Raw genomic sequence first — 19,404 nt, 5'->3', positions numbered from 1 at the left:
CTTCCTCTAGAAATAAACGCTGTTGAGGATCCATATAATTCGCTTCGTAACCCGATATGTTAAAGAAAACCGGGTCGAAACGGTCGATCGCATCGACAAAGCTGCCTTTCGAACAGAAACTGTTTTTCCCTGCCTTGTGTGAGCTAAGATCCCAGCGGCTGGCCTCCTCGATCAAATCGGTCCCGTTTGCCAGATTGGACCAAAATTCCTCCAGCGTTTCCGACTTGGCAAACCTGCCGCTCATCCCGATCACGGCAATGGGCTCCTGCTCCCGGCCTAGTTCCCCGCTGTGCGGTGCTCTCGGCAGTTCCGCATTGTCCAACTGCTTGACTAAAGCCGCCGTTTCTTGATATCGATAAGGCTCTGTAACCGTAACGACGATCTTGCCGATGGCCGTCCGATCCTCAATAGACCGGTAAGCATCCGCCACTCGCTCAAACGGGATAACCCGATCAATGACAGGGCTTATCGTTCCTGCTTCGACAAGCGCAAGCATTTCTTCGACATAACCTCGCAGCTCGGCCGGATTCTCGTTAGCAAGCTTTCTTGAATTGATGCTATAAAAGGTCTGATTCCCATCCAGCGCTGATAAATCGATCGTCTTCGCTGTTTTGAGTGCCGTCATCGCCAGCTCGATATAACGGCCTCCCGTCGCCAGACAGTTGATTCCTTTCTGAATGGCGTCCCCGGGAAGCGTATTGATAATGACATCGATTCCTTTACCGCCGGTCAGCCTGTCGATCTCTTCCTCGAAATCGGTCTCCCTGTAATTGATCCTATAGTTCACACCGAGTGATTCCAAAAATTCAAGCTTACCGTTGGACCCGGCTGTAACATATAGTTCCGCACCATAATGACGCGCAAGCTGTACCGCGATAAGTCCTGTTCCGCTTGCCGCGGTATGGATGAGAACTTTCTCGCCTTTCTTGAGATCCGCTTTGCGGAAAGCGTTGATCATCGTCACGGCGGCTGCCGGAATGGTGCAAGCCTGCTCAAACGTGAGGTAATCCGGCTTCTTGAACAACTGGTCTTCCCGGCATGTGATCATGGTGGATTGTCCGCCGAAGGAAGCCCCGAGCGCCACAATCACTTCATCGCCTGTGCGAACAGTCGAAACGTCGGCACCGGAGGCTACAACAACCCCGCTTGCCTCAAAGCCCGGTGTGAACGGGTATGCCGGCATGGTCGGGTATAGACCCTTCAAGCAGAGAAGATCGCCGAAATTCAACGCAAAGGCACGGACGGCGATGCGAACCTCATCCGATTTCAGCTCTGGAACGCCAGATTGAGCAATCCGCAGCGAATCAATGCCCCCGGGCCGCTCGATCACGACATGGTGATACGTCGACTTTTCCGCAGGAAGGGGAGCGCTCTGACGGTCACTGACTGCAGGCGATGGGGATTCTGCTGGTTGCGATCGAAAGCGATTGTTAAACGCGGGTATGCTAAGGCCGCTTTGGACGGGCTGCTTTTCCGATACCCGCAGGGCTCGTGCGCCCTCTTCCTCTCTGCTGGCAGCCAGTTCGCTCTGCTTGAGAAGAACGGTTATTTGATCCGTATGCTCCTTGATTAAAAACGCACATAACCGCTTCACGTTATTGTAGTCAAACAGCACCGTTGTCTTGAGAATAAGGCCGAAGTGATGATTCAGGCTGTTCACGAGACTGACTGCCACGATGGAATCTACGCCGTATTCGGAGAAGCTTTTCTCTTCCTGAATACGCTTCTCGTCCATTTTCAAGGCTTGCGCGACATATTCCCGTATCGTCTTCTTGACATAATCTTCCATCCACTGTTCTTCCACATGTTCACCGCTTCTGTCCGTATTGGTTAGGTCATGAAGCCGCTCGTGCCGCTCTCCGGCCGCAAGCCGCTTAGGTTGATCTAAAATGCCGTCGCTCAACGCGGCAATAATATGCTGGTCCCATGAAAGGCGTCCATCGGAAGGAATCATGATCCCGTGAAAGCCTGTCTGGGCAAGCAGGGACTGCCAGACTGGCACATGCAGACCCGGACATCCTGGAATTCGTAGCTCCGGATCTTCATAACGCCACCAGCCCTCCAGCAGACCGAATGTCACATGATTGAACATCGTGTTGCCGGTAAGCTCGTTTAACAGAAGCAGTCCGTTTGCGCGCAGTGCGGATTTGGCATGATACAGCGTCTTTTTCATATCGCGGGTCGCATGAAGCACATTGGCCGCAATCACGATATCGAAGCTGCCTTTCGCAACTCCCTGCCCTTCCAACGCTTGTTCGACATCGAATAAATGGAAGGAAAGGTACGGATATTCTTTGCCATACTTCTGTTCCGCATGGAGCAAGAACGATTTGGATACATCTGTGTAGCTAAAATCGATGATATGCGCTTCATAAGGCTTCAGCCTCCGAAGCACCGCCTCGCTTGTTCCGCCGCTTCCGGCACCAATTTCTAAAATCTGTATTTTCGCATTCGGATCAAGTGCAATCCGTTCACGCACGTAATCCGCCGCCGTATCCGCGAGCAGGTCGTTATAAAAGTCGGCTACGCAGTTATTTTTGTAAATGCCCTCCACCAACGCCGTGGACGAACCCGGGAACATGACATCCGTCGGCCTAACGCCATCGGAGAGAATCTCGGAAAGCGCGCGCATCGTCGCCTCCACAAGGGAAGCTTGTGCAGAGACATCGTCATGGTCCAGCCATTTGTTCTTGTTCTCTTCCCATTCCACCCAGGCTTGCTCGAGAGTTACCGGCTCTTGAGCCGGGGCGTAAACGCCGGCTGCCTCCGGTATTAAATAGCCGCTGCGGACCAGCATTGCGACGCTTTCTTGAAACCATCTCCGATAGGAGCTCAGCAATTCCTTCTCCGAGGGTATGTAACCTCCGAAGGCTGATAAAGAGGCCACCCATCCTGTTTCGCAAAAATAAGCCCAAAGCATCCGGCACAATGTGCGGTTCATATCGTTCATTCGATCGATTGCTTCCGACACTTTGGCTTTGTCCTGCGCCGTCTCTTCATCGCCATCCAAAATTCGCGATACTCCTCCGGGTCCGCTAAGATACTCCGCCATTGTATTGATCGTCATCGTCTTAAACGCGGGCAATTCGGATGGCCGCATTTCAAGCTGACAAGCTTCGAACAGTTGATGGGCCCATTCATTTAGCTTGATCGGGTCCATACCGTATTCCTCCATCTCGGCGTCCGGATCAATCTCGTCTTCCTTCACACCTAAAATGGAAGCCGCAGCTTTTATCAAAACCGGCCGCAGTTGAACGGCCGTGCGGCTTTCAGCGGAACATGCCTGAAGCGCAAGTTCTCGTTTTGTGGTCAACGCCCGAGTTACAAGACCTGTCATCCGGATACAGACACGGCCTTGGTCATCACATAAGTCGATATCGAATGTGAGATCCTGGTCCTTACCATTGCCTTCCTCCGAGACGCTCCGGATATAAGCCCACATCGATGGCGTGCATCCGCGAAACACCTCAAGTGACGTCAACGTAAACGGCATCGCAAGCGGTGCTTGCCCGTTTTCTACTGCAGCCAAACCGATGCAGGCCTGCAAGGCTCCATCCATCATGCTGGGGTGCAGCACAAAGTCATCCCTTGTTTCCGCAATCAATGAAGGCATCGACAGTTGCGCAAGCAGGTGTCCGTCGCCGATATAAATCACGGATACCGAACGATGCGAGGGACCGTAATGAATACCCATCCTCTCGAACGCTTCGTAGCATTGCCCGGCCGATAACTGTCGTCGCGAACATTGCTTCCGAATCTCATGGTAATCTAAAACGGGCAGCTCAGCCGCTTCTGTGATAAGCACGGTTCCTTGACTGTGTACGTTCTCCCCAGCTTGTTCCTCCGGTGCCCCGGTATAAATCCGATATTCAATTGTCTCGTTTTCGCTTGGCTTCAAGGTAATATGGGCATGTACAGGTTCATCGCCTGCAAGGATCGGCTGCGCCCATACCACCTGTTGCAATCGGACGGATACCTCCGGCAGAGACTTGCCGATGGATAGGACAGCCGCTGCTCGGGCCATTTCCAAATAAGCGACTCCCGGAAGGATGCGCCTGCCTTCAACCTGGTGGTCCTCCAAGTAAAATTCAGTTCCTTCAAACCGCGAGCTGAAGCGCTGTACGGTGAAATCCGACGTATTGCGGTGCAGCAGCGGATGAAGCAGATCAGCACCCGCTACCGTTTGAGTGTTTTTCATATCCGGGATCCAGTATCTCTGCTTGTCGAACGGATACGTCGGGAGCGAGATCGGACGAGGCTTTAGCGCTTCGTATCGGCGATTCCAATCATAGACGCCGCCCTGAACCCACCGTTCGAGAACCTTCAATATATCCTCGTGCTCGAGTATTTCGGGCTTGCTTCCCCTGCTGCCAGATCCAACACTTCCCTGGTACAGCAGCGGAATTCCTTGGCGGCCATCCAAATAAGCGGAGAGCTTATATTGAAGCTCCTCAACCGATTCAACGGCAACGGCCATCCGTTCTTCATGCTCATCCCTGCCGGTCTGCAGCGTATAAGCAATCTGCGCCAATTCCGCTTCGCTATTTTTCGAATTGCTCATCCACTCGATGAACTGGCGAACCTGCTCACGCAGCCGTTCTTCATTTTTGGCCGACCATATCAGCGCATAAGGAGTTCCTATTACCAGAGCGGCTGATGCTTCTTCCACATATTCTTCGATGACGACATGGGCATACGAGCCGGAAAAGCCGAAGGAGCTGACACCCGCCCGTCTCGGAAGTCCGTCCCTTGTGTCCCAGTATTGATTCTCCCGGTTTATGTAAAGCGCCGAGCCTTCTAATTGGATGTAAGGGTTTATTTGATTAAGCTTTGGCATTGCTGGTATTTGCCGATGCCTCATCTGTTGGATGACTTTGATGACGCCGGCGATTCCGGCAGCACCTTCCGTGTGTCCGATATTCGACTTCACGGAACCGACCGCGCAGAACTGCTTCTTGTCGGTGAAACGCTCAAACGCTTTCTTCAAGCTGCTTATTTCGATCGGGTCGCCGAGTGCCGTACCGGTGCCATGCGCTTCGATATAACCGATTGATTCCGGCTCAATCCCTGCGTCCTCCCAAGCTTTCGCAATGACATGTTCCTCGCCCTCGATACTTGGTGCCGTAAGGGATGGCGTATGTCCTCCATGCAGCGCCGCTGAACCTTTTATGACGGCGTAGATGCGGTCGCCGTCTTTCTTCGCTTGCGACAGCGGTTTAAGCAGCATGCTGGCGATCGCCTCTCCCGGTACATACCCGTCGGCGGCTGCATCAAACGTATGGCATCGGCCGGTGGGAGATAATGCGCCGATACTGCTGAAATACCGGTAGTGCCAGGACGACAGCAGCAGATTGACGCCGCCGACAAAGGCCATATTACACTCCCCATTTTGCAAGGAACGGCAAGCCGTATGTAAAGCGAACAAAGACGAGGAACACGCTGTATCTATCGCCATGCTCGGGCCTTTCAAATCAAAGATGAACGATACCCGATTGGCGACAACAGTCTGCGCATTGCCTGTCCCCATATGAGGATCGACGGGGAGATTCATTTCCGCGATTCGGTCGGCGTAATCATGAACGCACGCCCCGACAAATACTCCCGTGCTGCTTCCCCTTAACTGCTTCACAACGCCTGCATCCTCCGCGGTTGCGTAGACGCTTTGCAGCAGCAGACGGATTTGCGGATCCATCCATTCAGCTTCTCTTGGCGATATGTTAAAAAATTCCGCATCGAACTTATCGACGTCATCGATAAAGCTGCCCCATTTGCAATACGTCTTATCCTTGGCCTGGCGGTCTTCGTCGAACCAAGGCCGGAAATCCCAATGGTCGGGCGGAATCTCTTTGATCAGATCCTTCCGGGATACGATATTTTCCCAAAACGTTTCGATATCGGACGATTCTGCAAATAATGCATGCATCCCGATGACCGCGATATCTTCATGGTGGACTTCGTTTCCTGCAATCCGGCCGGCGGTCGACGAATGAGTCTTCGGCTTTGCTTTCGCAATCGGTGCAGATGCCGTTCCCAGCAGCTTCTGGAAGGCCTCCCTATGCTCCTTGCCAAAATAGGACGCAAGCTCCTCAATGCTTGGGTACTCGAAGAACAAGGTCGGATAGAGCTCGGAGCCGATTTCCCCTCCGATAACGCCGGTAAGTGCAATAAGCTGGGCGGAGTTTAGACCAAGCTCCATTAAATTCGCCGTAATGCTGCAAGACTTTAACCGGCCATCGGTGACCGTCTCCACCTGACGCAGCAAATAGCCGATGATGCGGTCTTCCAGAGCCTCGATTCCGCCATCAGCGGAATTATTCGTTGCAGTCTCTTCACGTGAGATTGCAGACAGACGGAGTCGCTTGATCGAACATTCCGTCAGCTCCGCCACCACTATGCCGGTGTTATCAATCAGCTCTGCATCGAAAACGATCATTTCGTCCGATTCTTTCAAATGGTGGATATGGATCCAGCATTCGTGCAATCGTTCGGTTTTACGGAAGAGCACATCCTTGACCGCAAACGGCAAATAACCGTCCCAACCGGTCGCCTTATTCAAAAGGGGGACGACCGAGAGAAACGCACTGTTTAAAAGCAGAGGATGAATACTCGATTCGGATTCCTCGGAAGCCGAATCGCCGGTCAGTTCAGCCCGGACAAGAATATAGTCCTGTCCTTTGTATACACGCTGAATGGTTCTGAAGCTTGGCCCTAATTCAACGGTTCGATTGATCTCATAGATCCGATCCAACTGCTCGTACAGTTCGGCTGATGCCTGTAGCTCGGCCAGATCCAAAACCCTGTTGCTTGCCGGCCATACAAGAAGCTCACCTTTAGCGGTGAGCCGTCTGTCCTCGGAGGCGAGGTTCCCATACACAGTCTCGAAGCCCGTGGCTTCATAGCTGTCCTTCTCGAGCTTCATCTCGACGATCACCGGCTGCGCAGGATCGACTTTTATAGGGCTAATGAAGGACAGATTCCGAATTCGGCCGCAGCGCTCCCTCTCATAGAGGGCAAAATAAGCATCCATGGCCATTGAAGCATGAGCGACGCCTATGATAACCGGTTGGCCGCCGACTTTGTGGTCACGCAGAAGCGTCTCATCGTAATGATAGCTTCTCGTCCACCGGCGGTTGGCCGCTTCGAAAGCAGGCCGTGGCTGAACCTGGCTCGCAAGCCGCCGGGCTTCCAGGACTTCCTGAAGCGCCTGCTCGACCTCCAGATTGCCGTTTTGTACCCGTTCAAGAAGACGTTCCAATTCTTCCTTTTTCATGTCCATCCTTACACCTCGATATCGAAAAAGTACTGCATAGCCTCGTTTTTGGACATTTCGCCGCGCGATACTCTCTCCAAGATCACGCGCAACTGGGTTTCCCCGCTTCCATGGACGGAGGCTTCGCCATCATCCGTTCCATAATCGAATGCGTAATGGGGAAGATTCACTGTTCCCGCTGCAGGGTGATGCCTTAGACTTAGCAAATCTACGGATCTTCCTTGAACCCATTGAAGAGCAAGCCGGAACAGCTCCCCAGCATGGTCCTGCCGTTGCGTGTTTACCGCATGTACAGATTTGCCCAGCCTGCAATTTGGCGAGATGAACATATCCGGGTCACCCACTGCTTCCCCTGCTCTCAACGCTTCCAGCTTCAGTCGCAGATCGTCAACTGAACGATAAATGATAGCCAAACGGTATTCCAAATCGTGGTTAATCCGAATGAGCGAGTCCGAAACCGCTTCTGGCGGGAGATTGCGTTCCTTTCTTAGCAGTCGTAGCATACGATCCATATAGCTTCGTAAGCTATATTCGGTTTTGGCCGACCAAACGGCCAGATACTCTGACGGCGGGTCAATAGCCGCATCCGCCCCAGTTTCTGTCCGGATGCGCGGACCGATATACTCTTCAACGATAAGCACGGCATATGAACCGCCAGCACCAAACGAATTGATCATACTCCTGCGTGGGAGCAAGTGCCCATTTGACGGGTCAACCTTCTGCTCCCAGGGCTCGAACTTCTCCTGCAAGTAAAAAGGCGTGCCTTCCAGTTTAAGATTCGGATTACGCACGTCAGCATGAATCGAAGGAACGAGCATGCGGTGTTTCAATTGCAGCAGCACTTTACTGAGCTGCGAGATGCCGGAAGCCGCTTCAAGATGCCCGATGTTCGATTTGACCGAGCCGATGGCACAATATTGCTGCTTGCCGGTAAATCGCGAGAAAGCGCTGCGTAAAGCCGCGACCTCGATAGAATCGCCCAGCGGCGAACCGTTAGCCGCGCACTCGACGTAGGTGATCGATTCGGGATCGACTCCCGAACGCTTGATTGCCGATTCCATAAGCTGTGCCTGCTGCTTCGGATCGGGGACGCTATATTTTTGTCGGCCGCCGCCATGATTAACGCCGCTGTACGTGATGATCCCGAGGATCCGGTCTCCGTCACGTTCGGCCAGCGAAAGCGGTTTGAGCAGCACTGCCCCGACGCCTTCTCCGGGAATATAACCGTCACCGTCGCCGAACGATTTGCTCCTGCCGCCGGTCGCGAGAAAATTGACCTGCTCCAGCGCCTCGTATTTGGACACGTCAAGCGTCAAGTTGACTCCGCCGGCAACAGCCATGGAACACCCGTTCTGCCTTAGGCTTTCGCAAGCGAGATGTATCGCGGTAAGCGAACTGCTGCAGGCGGTATTGACCGTTAAGCTAGGACCTGTCAGGTTGAAGAAATGCGATGTCCGGTTTGCGATCTGCCAATCGGTCCGATTCGAATGAAGCGCCGCCTGCTCCAACGACGGCATCTGCCAGCCATATTGGCTGTACATCGTTCCGGCAAACACCCCGATACCGACCTGCTCCCGGTTCTGCCAATGCTGTATCGCCGATTTGGAATAACCTGCACTCTCGAACGTTTCCCAGACCGTCTCGAGGAAGAGCCGTGCTTCTGGTGGAAGATCCCGGGCCTCTTCGGCATCCATTTCGAACAACCGATGGTCAAAGCGATCGACTGCATCTAAAAACCCGCCGTAATACGGGGCCCTCTGTTCGGTTTCTTTAACCGACGACCCCCGAAGCAACGTTCGGCACCATCTGTCAGCAGGCGCTTCCGTGATGCAGTTCTCTCCCGACCTGAGCCGCTCCCACAGCTCCTCCAATTGATTGGCTTTCGGGTATCTGCCCGCTACACCGATTATGGCGATACCTTCCTGCTTCAAGGCACTCGAATTCACATCCTGCCGTTGCGTATCGACAAACGCTTCACGGACAGAGACCGGTCCGGAGGGCGGCGTTACAGAAATATGCGAGGCTGGAGGCTGCTCTATAACATCCGCCGGCCATGATTTTCGAATCCGTTCCGCATAATGATCGGCCAAATAAGCAGCTGCCTCATGGACAGTGTTATGTTCAAAAAGGAGCGTTTTGGGCAACTCTCCGGTCAGCTTCTCCAGCTCGCGGATCAGATCCAGTTGCATGATGGAATCCATGCCGTATTTATCGAATGCCGTATCGGGGTGAATATCGTCCGCAGGTATCCCGATAATACCGGCCAGCTTCTGTTTTACCAATACCGTTAATTCGTCCCGAAGCACCGCGCCATGATGATGAGCTTTAGGCTTTCTTGGACGGGCAGGACGGTTCACCAAACGGATGTGGGCCCTTAACCGTTCTGGATCACCATGCATGAAAAGCAGTTGATCCCGGTCGGTGCCGAATGCCCGGTACAAAGCCTGCATACCGTTCATTGCGTTCATGGGAGCCATACCGATCCTGTCTCTTAGGCTCTGCTCCGTTTCGCGAGTAACTCGCATACCGCCATCCTGCCATAATGGCCAGTTAATGGAGAGCATTCTGCCTTTTCGGCCGCCAGCAGATGATTGACCGTTTCGATATGCAACGTAGGCATCCATAAAGCCGTTCGCCGCAGCGTAATCGGCTTGTCCGTAATTGCCGAGCACAGCCGCTGCAGCGGAGAATACAAGCACCCAGTCGACTTCCAGCTCCCGGGTTGCTTCATCTAAATGGACAACTCCCTTTACCTTCGCACCCATAACAGCAGAAACCTGAGTCTTGGTTTTATGAACAAGAAGACTGTCTCTCAGCAAGCCTGCGGCATGAATGATTCCGTTCAGCCGCCCGTACTTGGACCTGACGGCTTGGATGACGGCAACGGTCTGCTCCTTATCGGATACGTCCATCTGCATGTACACCGCTTGTGCGCCTAACCTTCCTAACGCCGCAAGCTTATTGTGGATCGCTGTACCGGCCGGCGTTCTTCCAGCAAGCACGAGCGTCGGAGAGACGACCTTCCCGGCGATCTCCTTGGCAAGTGCGTAGCCCAGCCCGCCGGCACCGCCTGTAATGAAATAAACGCCCTCGTGCTTCCACGGAATGTCCGCTGCCGAAGGGCTCTCCTCTCGTTCAACCCAATGCTGAACCTGTCGAACGCCATTGCGATAACGAATCATAAAGTCTTCCGGGCAACTCTTGTTCTCGAGAAGCTTCCGAATCAAGTCCTCCGCTCGAACATTTTGTTCCAGCTCGATGTACTGCCCGATGAAACCGGAATACTCCAGACATGCCGTCCGAAGCAATCCGGTCAGACCCCGGTACAGCCAATCGCTTTCCGAACTGAACGAAGCAATCTGGATCAGCGACTCCTGGTGAACGCCTTCCGAATGAATGGATTTGAGTTCTTTCATCATTTGAACGGCGTAGGTCTCGTAACGCTCCGTTATTTCCGCTGCACGGCCTGCGCTAAGCGTCACATATCGGGTCATGCCGCCGGCTTCAGATTGTACGAAGTTGACGATCGATTCATTCGGTTCGCACAGGAAGACGATATGCCGCGATGCCGTTTCGGAGTCGTCTTCACCGACGGCCTCCTTTTCTACCCATACCGGTTCCCACAAGAGTGTTTCATTTCCTTGTTCGGCTGCTACGCCTTCCATTTTGGGCTCCCGGAATGCTAGTCCAATAAGCCGTGCACAAACGTTCCCTTGTTCATCGCACAAATCAATGTCGACCTGCCGGGTCCGTTCATCGAACGGCGCATTCGCGCTCCGCCTTATATGGGCCCACATGTCCGATATACAGCTCCTATAAACACGAAGCTCCTTAAGTGCAAAAGGAATGACCGATTTAATCCGGTCCAGAACGCGGCTTCTGTCCGCGAGGTCCGCCGTGGCTACGACGCCCGCCGCTTGAAGCGCTGCATCCAGCATGCCGGGATGAAGCCCGTAATGACGGGCCGTTTCCTGGGCGGCTACCGGCAGCCGAAGCTTGGCCAGCGCTTGTTCCTCGCCGATATATAGGCGTTCGATGCACTGGAAGGTCGGACCGTAATGCATGCCGATCTGCCTGAAAGCCGTATAACACTGCTGTGCATCCAGCATCGCCAAGCCGCACTTCTGCCGGATTGCATCCAGGGTAACATTCTCCGTGCGAGAAAACGGTACGACCGCAGCTTTGCCGTGGTGGCAGCGTACCGCTTCGTCCTTGTCGACAGTTGCTACGGCGTATATTTCATAGTCAATGGTACCGCTATCCCCGGTTTCCATATGAAATTCAAGCTCCGTATGCGGACCGTCCACGCTATAAGGCCGGGTCCAGAACAGATCCTTCAGTCTGATTTCATAGTCTCCATCGCTTGATTCCAATGCCATCCCGACAGCAGCTCGGGCCATTTCCAGAAAGGCTACACCTGGTAATAACGATCGTCCCATAATGACGTGATCCGCCAGAAAAAACTCGCGGCCGGTGAACGTGGAGCGAAAGCCTGTTCCTTCAAGCGCTGGTATTTTACGGTGAAGCAGCGGATGCAGATCAGCGCCCTCCGGTGGGCTTGTCCGTACAACTGGCCTTGCCGCGGATTCAGGCACCCAATAACGTTCCCGCGCAAACGGATAAACAGGAAGCGCCAGTCTGATATAACGGCCATCCGCGAATAAACGGTCGAATGACATCTCATAGCCTTGCGTATACAGCTCCAAAATCAACGCAATCCGTTCCAAATAGTTTATTCGCTCAGTTTCCCGCGCACACGCATCCATACAGGCATAGCCATAATGATCGCTCGGGAGCGTCTCTAGAGGCAGCTCTGCTCCGGGATCGGATTGAAACATGTCTACGGCTTGCCCGTTTTCCAGCCATGCGTTCAACCGCTCCGCCAATTGTCCAGTGTTCTGCACGAGGCAGGCGAGCCTGTGCGGAAAGTGCTTTCGGCCCAAAAGAAGCGTAAAGCTTACATGTCCAAGATCGACATCTGGTTCGCCTTTGATGTACGCCATCATTTGTTCCGCTTGCCTGCGCAGTTGTCCGGCTGTCCGCGCCGACAGTGCGATGAGGTAGGCGGGCTTGTGCGTACGCGGCTGCACCGTATCCGGAGCTTCCTCGATTACCATATGGGCGTTTGTTCCGCTAAATCCGAATGCGCTGATGGCGGCTCGTCGTTTCCCCCCTGCCTCAACCTCCCAATTTTTCAGCGATGTATTGATGTAAAATGGACTATCAGATGCCTCTATGTTTCCATTGATCGATTGAAAATGTAGCGAAGGAGGCAGCTTCCGATGCTTCATGGCCAGCAAAATTTTCAGCAAGCCCGCAATTCCTGCTGCCGCTGTCGTATGTCCAATATTCGTTTTGATCGAACCCAATGCACAATATCCGGTTTTGCTCGTATGCTGACGGAATGCCCTGCTGAGCGCTTGGTATTCGATCGGATCGCCCAACCGGGTTCCGGTCCCATGCGCCTCGACCAATTGAATGTCCGCCGGGTTAAGACCGAATGAATCATACACCTGACGCAGCAGCATTTCCTGAGACCTCGCGCTTGGTGCCGTTATCCCGTTTGTTGTCCCGTCTTGATTCGTGGCGCTACCGCGGATGACGCCATAGATGGAATCGCCGTCTTTCAGCGCATCCCGCAGCCGTTTCAACACGACGACACCTACACCCTCGCCCGGAACGAATCCGTTGGCACGGTCGTCGAATGTATAGCATCGCCCATCTGCGGAGAGCATTCCCGCCCGGGTTGCGCTAATATAGAAGCCTGGCGTAGGCTGAAGAAACACCCCTCCGGCAATGGCGGCCTCGGTCTCCCGGCTCCACAAGCTCTGACAAGCCAAATGGATGGCCACAAGCGAGCTGGAGCACGCAGTATCTACCGTTACTGCAGGCCCCTGCAGATTGAGATAGTACGATAGACGTGCAGGAATAACGGACCCTGCGTTACCCCACATTGCTTGTGCCGGAGGCCGGCCCTCGATCAGCTCGGCGTAATAATTCATATTAAATCCGGCATAAATCCCGCAAGCTCGTCCATCCATTCCCTTTCCGGCATAACCGGCATGCTCCAGCGCCTTCCAGGCCTCTTCCAGAAAAAGCCTTTGCTGCGGGTCCATATAGGCAGCTTCCGTTGGGGAGATGTTAAAAAATAACGGGTCAAAAAGATCGAAGCCTTCGATAAAGCTGCCGAAATTGCAGAAAGAATCGTTTTCCATATAAGAAGACAAGTCCCAACGTGTTACCTTCTCCACGAGGTCGTCGCCATTTTCCAAGTGCTTCCACAATTCCTCGAGTGTATCCGATTTGGCAAATTTACCACTCATGCCGATGATGGCGATCGGCTCTTTATAAAAGGCCTCCCCCAACTGGTCCGTACTATCGGAGGAAAGGGTTTTCTTCTCTTGCTGCACGGGCGGCTTTCGTCGGCCTGCCTCCTTAACAGAGGACATGGAAGGTACGTTGCCATCTGTTTCTGCCCATTGAGCCGTAATAACCGGACCGAACGCACTCCACAAATAGTCGGTCAATTTCCGGATCGAGCTGTAATCGAACAAAATCGTCGTGGATAAGGCGGTCCCCAAGACGTTGTTGATCTGTTTAACGAATTGAACCCCGGTAATGGAATCCAAACCGTAATCGGAGAACGATTCATCCGTATCGATGCGCTGTTTGTCGAGCTTTAGCGATACGGACAAGTTTTCCATTAATATACTCCGGATACGGCGTTTAAATTGTCCTTCGTCCATAGCTTCATGTACAGAGACAGAGTCTTTCTCCGTCTTCTTCACCGTGATGGAAGCAGAACCGGTCGCTGCCTCCATCCATGCAGCATCAGCTTCGCTCATTCGCGCTTGGCGAACGATACCGTCGCTTTGGGCAATAATGATCTGCTGCCCCAACGCATGAGCTTCCTTAACGGGGAACAGCACGTGCTGAAAGCCTTCTTGACTCAAAACCCTTCTCCAGGTTTCCGGGTAGAGGCCCGGACAGCCCGGGATCCGAAGCATATGATCCTCATATAGCCACCACCCTTGCAGCAGCCCGAATGTCAGATGGGCAAACAACGAATTGCCGCTGATCTCATTGATGAGCAGCAGACCGTTTTTTTTCAGCAGCGTCTTGGCGTTTCTGAGGGTGGACCGAATATTGGCCGTCGCGTGAAGCACATTTGACGCAAGCACAAGATCGTAGACGCCTGTTTGAATTTGCTGCTCGGCGCAAGGCTTCTCGACATGATAGAGCTGGCAGGTCAAGTATGGCGCCTTCGTTCCAAAGACGGCTTCGGCATGCCGAAGAAATCCTTGCGAAATGTCCGTATACTTATATTCCGCTATCCGTTCCTGATAGGGCGTAAGCTTACGGATCACCATGGCGCTTGTCCCGCCTGTGCCCGCACCGATTTCCAGCAATCGAAACCGCGCATGCGGATTTTGTTTCAAACTTGCTTCGATATAGGCAACAACCGCATTAGCCATTCCTTCATTAAAGTAATCCGCAATCTCATTGTCTTTATAAATACCTTCGACCAATTCCATGGAAGAGTTAGGAAAAAGGACATCTGTAGCCGGCAGCTTGCCTGTTAAGATGTCCGGGAGCTGATGAAGCACCGCATCAAGCAAGGTGACCCGCGCACGCAAGCTTGAATCTTCCAGCCAGGCCTGTTTGCGGTTATTCCACTCGCTCCATGAGGTTTCCAGCCCGGTGCTTTGATCGTTAGCAAAATAAGCCGTATCCTTCATCCTCAGCCAGCCGTGTTCTGTTAGAACGGCCAGGGTGTGCTCAAACCAGCGCTCATATTTACCGTCTATGCCTGCTGCTGCCATTGATGCGGACGTAATAGCACCGGCTTCCGCAAATTCCCCCATGGTTCGAAGCTGCTGCCATAGCAGCCGGCTTAGCAGTTCTTCCATTTCCTTCATACAGAAGCCTCCATCTCCGATTTTTTCCGAATCCGGTTGTTTATCCGATCTGCTCCGCAAGGAAGGCCTCCAACTGTCCAAGCGTTGCCTGTTGAAGGAGCGTATCGCTTGTCATAGCAAGCTGATAGTGATCCGAGATCCACCGGGAAAATTCGGCCAGCTTAACAGGGTCGAATCCATACTCATAGAATGGGATGTCCGCTTCGATTTCTTCCGCTTGCACATTCAATATGCTCGCTGCCGCCCGTAGCAGGGAATTTCCAAGCCGGTCCGCCGACTCTCCCTCTCTAAGCAAGTCCGAAGCTTCAGCCTTCGGAACCGCGGGCAAACGAAGATGATTGACGATATGCTCGAAAGACAGGCTGTCCTCTTCCGGATAAGCTTCCAGCTCATCGGCGATCGGCAGGCCAAACGTTTCGTTACCTGCCGTCGTTTTCATCAGGGCAAGCTGATTGAAAGGTCCGGCAAGCAGCGATTCCAGCGCTTCCATCGCCTCGCCCGGTTCAATGGAGACAATGCCTGCTTGCGCCATTCTCCGTCGGTAACGCTCTGACGACACAGCGCCCGTGCTGCCCCAATAGCCCCAGTTCATGATCTTCACGGCGCATGGCCACTCCGTCGCCAGACGCTGCGCGAACGCATCCTTGAACGTGCAGCCTGCCGCATAGTTGCTCTGCCCCTCCTGCTTTAGAAACGCGTTCATTGATGAGAAGAACAGGACAAAGTCCAGCTTTTCATGGCCGAATATTTGTGCCATTCGTACGCTCACATCTGTCTTCGGGCGCAATCCCGCAACGAACCGCTCCTCTTCCATGTTCGCCAGGCTTTGATCCAGCAGTACGATGGCCGAGTGGACCAGTCCGTGGATGCGTCCGTATCGGTTTATTATTTCCTCATACGCCCGCTCCATCGCCTTCCCGTCAGTCGCATCCGCTTGGATATAGCGTGGAGCCGGTCCAAGCTCCGCCAGCCGATCGATCTTGGCCTGTATGCCGGTATCCTTCTCCCGTCGCCCGATCCAAACGATGTTCGCCTGATAACGCCGAATCATATATTCGCTCCACACTTCTCCGATGCCGCCCGTACCGCCGATGACTACATAGACGCCACCCTTCTTGTATACGGTAGCTGCAGGCTTGTTCATGCGCACGGGCATCAGTCTCTGCCGGTACCATTCCCCGGATCGGTACGCCCATCCATCGCCCCGCGCATCCGGCGGGAGTGCGAACAGTTCCTCGAGCGGCCAGCCGTTATCCATCTCCATGTCCGCAAGACAAACGGACCAGTTCGGATATTCCTTGGCCATTGAGCCGATTAGCCCGTGGAGGCTTGCATGGGCAGGCTTAATCGCTTCGCCACGGTAAACCTGGACGGTTCGAACCGTGATGATGCTCCACCGTAACGGCTTCATGCCATATCCAAGGGCCAACAGGGCTTTTAGGGTTCGAAACAGGAACAGTACCCCTTCACGCTGCGCCTCCAACATGGCCTCCGATTGCGCTATTTCTATCGAATCATCCGGAGCAATCCAGATCAAATGCCCGATCGGACCGGACAGTTCCAGCTTCCGTGCCAATTCCGTCGTGGTCTCTCCCGCATGAAGCTGCACATCCGATGCATCCTCCACATGCCGCCTGATCTCCGCGACCCTTGCGGCCGTACCGCCAATAATAACTGTGCGGCCATATGGCTTCCGATCAGCCGCGTTTCTTACTGTCGATGGGGCAGGGTCCCACACTGGCACGAGTAATCCGTTATGGGCAAGCGGAGATCTAGATTCCTCAGCGGAAATAACCTTCGCCTTCTCACCAGGCTCAAGAGCGGGCTCGGAAGTATGTCGATCTAAAGAGTAGAACGCTCCTTGTTCATCCGTAGACGATACCGATGGCAGCCAGTAACGCTCCTGTGCGAACGGATAGGTGGGCAGACTGACCCTCTCCGGCTTATCGCCTTCTTTATAGAGACTGCTCCAGTCGATATCCAGCCCTTTTACCCATAGATCCAGGAGCTTCGCGTATTTACCTTTGGCCATCCAGGCCCCGACCGCTTTCATCATATCTTCGTCCACCGCAATGAGCGCAACGGTTTCCCGGTTCTGTTTTACCGATCCTCTGTACAAATCCGGAATTCCTAGCTGCCCATCCATATATTGGACAAGCTTTGCCCGCAGCTCCTCGACCGTTCTTACGACGATGGCCATACGCTCTTCCATCGCCTCCCGGCCTACCTGGAGTGTGTAAGACATGTTAATCAGGAAAGAATCGTCATTTTCAAGGTCTTTATTAACCGCCTGCAGCAGATGCCGAGCCCGTTCTTTTAATTGGTCTTCACTTCTGGCAGAGAGCACGATCATGCATTCTCGCTGAGCTTTTGGCATCTGCACGGCACGTTCACGATCCGGAATATACTCGGCAACGATAAGATGAGCGTTCGCACCGCCGGCTCCGAATGAGGAAAGGCCGGCCATTCTCGGCTTCTCCTCGATTTTCCCGTCAAGCACCATCACCGGACGCTCCCACTCCCCTAGCTCCCGCTGAACCTGAAACGGCGTAGTAGCAAAATCGATAAAAGGGTTGGGCGTGTCGGCATGCAGCGACGGTACCAGCTTCCGGTGCTTGAGCTGCAGCAGCACCTTGGTCAGGCCCGCTATGCCTGCGGCACTTTCACAGTGACCGATATTCGATTTCACGGAACCGATCGCACAATATTGCTTGTCGTCGGTATAAGCTCCAAACGCTTTAGAAAGCCCGGCAATTTCAATCGGATCTCCAAGAGATGTACCCGTACCATGGGCCTCTACATAGCTGATTGACCTTGCATCTATACCCGACTCCTTCAACGCACGCGCAATTGCGGAAGCCTGCGCATTCGGATTCGGAACATAATAACCGTTCGTTCTCCCGCCGTGATTAATAGATGTCCCCTTAATGACGCCATAAATCTGGTCACCATCAGCGATGGCCTTCGCAAGCGGCTTCAACAGCACGGCTCCAACGCCTTCCCCGGGGACATAGCCGTCTCCGCCAGCTCCGAAGCTCTCGCACCGGCCTTTGGTGGACAGGAAATTGCCTTGGCCAAGCAACAGATATTTGTTCGGATGCAGCGAGACGTTTACGCCGCCGGCAATGGCTGCATCGCACTCTCCCCTTTGCAGGCTGTGGCATGCAAAATGGATGGCCGTGAGCGAGGACGAGCACATCGTATCAACAGCAACACTCGGACCGTGAAAATTACAAACATACGATACCCGATTGGCAATCGACGCCGGACTTCCGCTCAGCGCGACCGGATTACCGTTTATCGTCTCCCGAACTCCGTAAAGCTGGTACTCCTCGTACATGACGCCTGCGAATACCCCTACACTGGAGCTCTCACCGTCCCCTTTTCTTCCGGCAAGACTGTCCCGGGTGTAGCCAGCATCCTCGATTGTTTCATAGACACACTGCAAAAAGAGCCGCTCCTGAGGATCCATAAGCTCTGCTTCACGCGGCGAAATATTAAAAAACAACGGGTCAAACTGATCGACGCCCTCCAGAAACCCGCCCCACTTGCCATTTGTTTTGCCGGTCGTTCCTTTGTCAGGGTGGAAATAAGGGGTATGATCCCACCGTTCCTTTGGAATTTCTGTCACGCAATCGACGCCCTTTTGCAGCAGTTCCCAAAACTCATCCATATTTCTCGCACCCGGATATCTGCCGGCAACACCAATTATCGCGATATCAAGGGGAGCGCTACCGGGAAGGCTGCGCTGCTTAGGGACGGCATTCTCGCTTTCCTTCTCTGGTAAAAGTACCGTTTGTCGCGCGGCAGAATGTTCCGGCATACGCGCATCTTCCTCTAGCACCTTCGGCTGAGGACGATCTCCGAATAATTGCGCACAACGTGATTCGTGCCGCTGTATGAAAAACTTCGCCAAGTCACGCAGATTTTGATATTCAAAAAACAGCGTTTTCGGCAAGGAGCCGAATAGACGCTCGAGCTGTCCCGTCAATTGCATGACGATAATGGAGTCCAGCCCGAACGTCATCATGTGCGCATCCGCTTCCACCCGATGCAGAGGCAGCCGGATGACGGAGGAAACGATCTCCCTCACTTTTAGGAGGACACGTTCTTCCACTTCGGTCGAAAGGGTATCCATTGCCGATTCGTACTGCTGCACGTCATCCGACGATACTTGGATATCCCCTGTCAGGGCTTGCTCCAATCGATCAGCGC

At 53.6% G+C, this 19,404-nt stretch carries 3 protein-coding genes; all 3 read right to left on the bottom strand.

Annotated elements, in window-relative coordinates; translation table 11 throughout:
* Positions 1-7,270 (bottom strand): beta-ketoacyl synthase N-terminal-like domain-containing protein (locus tag HP568_RS28955; protein ID WP_173630900.1); only part of this gene is annotated, 7,270 nt, incomplete at its 3' end.
* 8 nt (positions 7,271-7,278) lie between these two features.
* Positions 7,279-15,249, bottom strand: coding sequence for an SDR family NAD(P)-dependent oxidoreductase (locus tag HP568_RS28950; RefSeq protein WP_173630899.1), 7,971 nt, complete (start codon positions 15,247-15,249; stop codon positions 7,279-7,281).
* The coding region (locus tag HP568_RS28945) for an SDR family NAD(P)-dependent oxidoreductase (RefSeq protein WP_173630898.1) at positions 15,230-19,404 on the bottom strand (4,175 nt) is incomplete at its 5' end. The genes HP568_RS28950 and HP568_RS28945, both read right to left, overlap by 20 nt.

The sequence above is a fragment of the Brevibacillus sp. MS2.2 genome (genome assembly GCF_013284345.1).
GTDB classification, from domain to species: Bacteria; Bacillota; Bacilli; order Brevibacillales; family Brevibacillaceae; genus Brevibacillus; species Brevibacillus brevis_C.
Note: the sequence above shows the minus strand (reverse complement) of the source record. Positions and strands in the feature narration are given on the sequence as shown.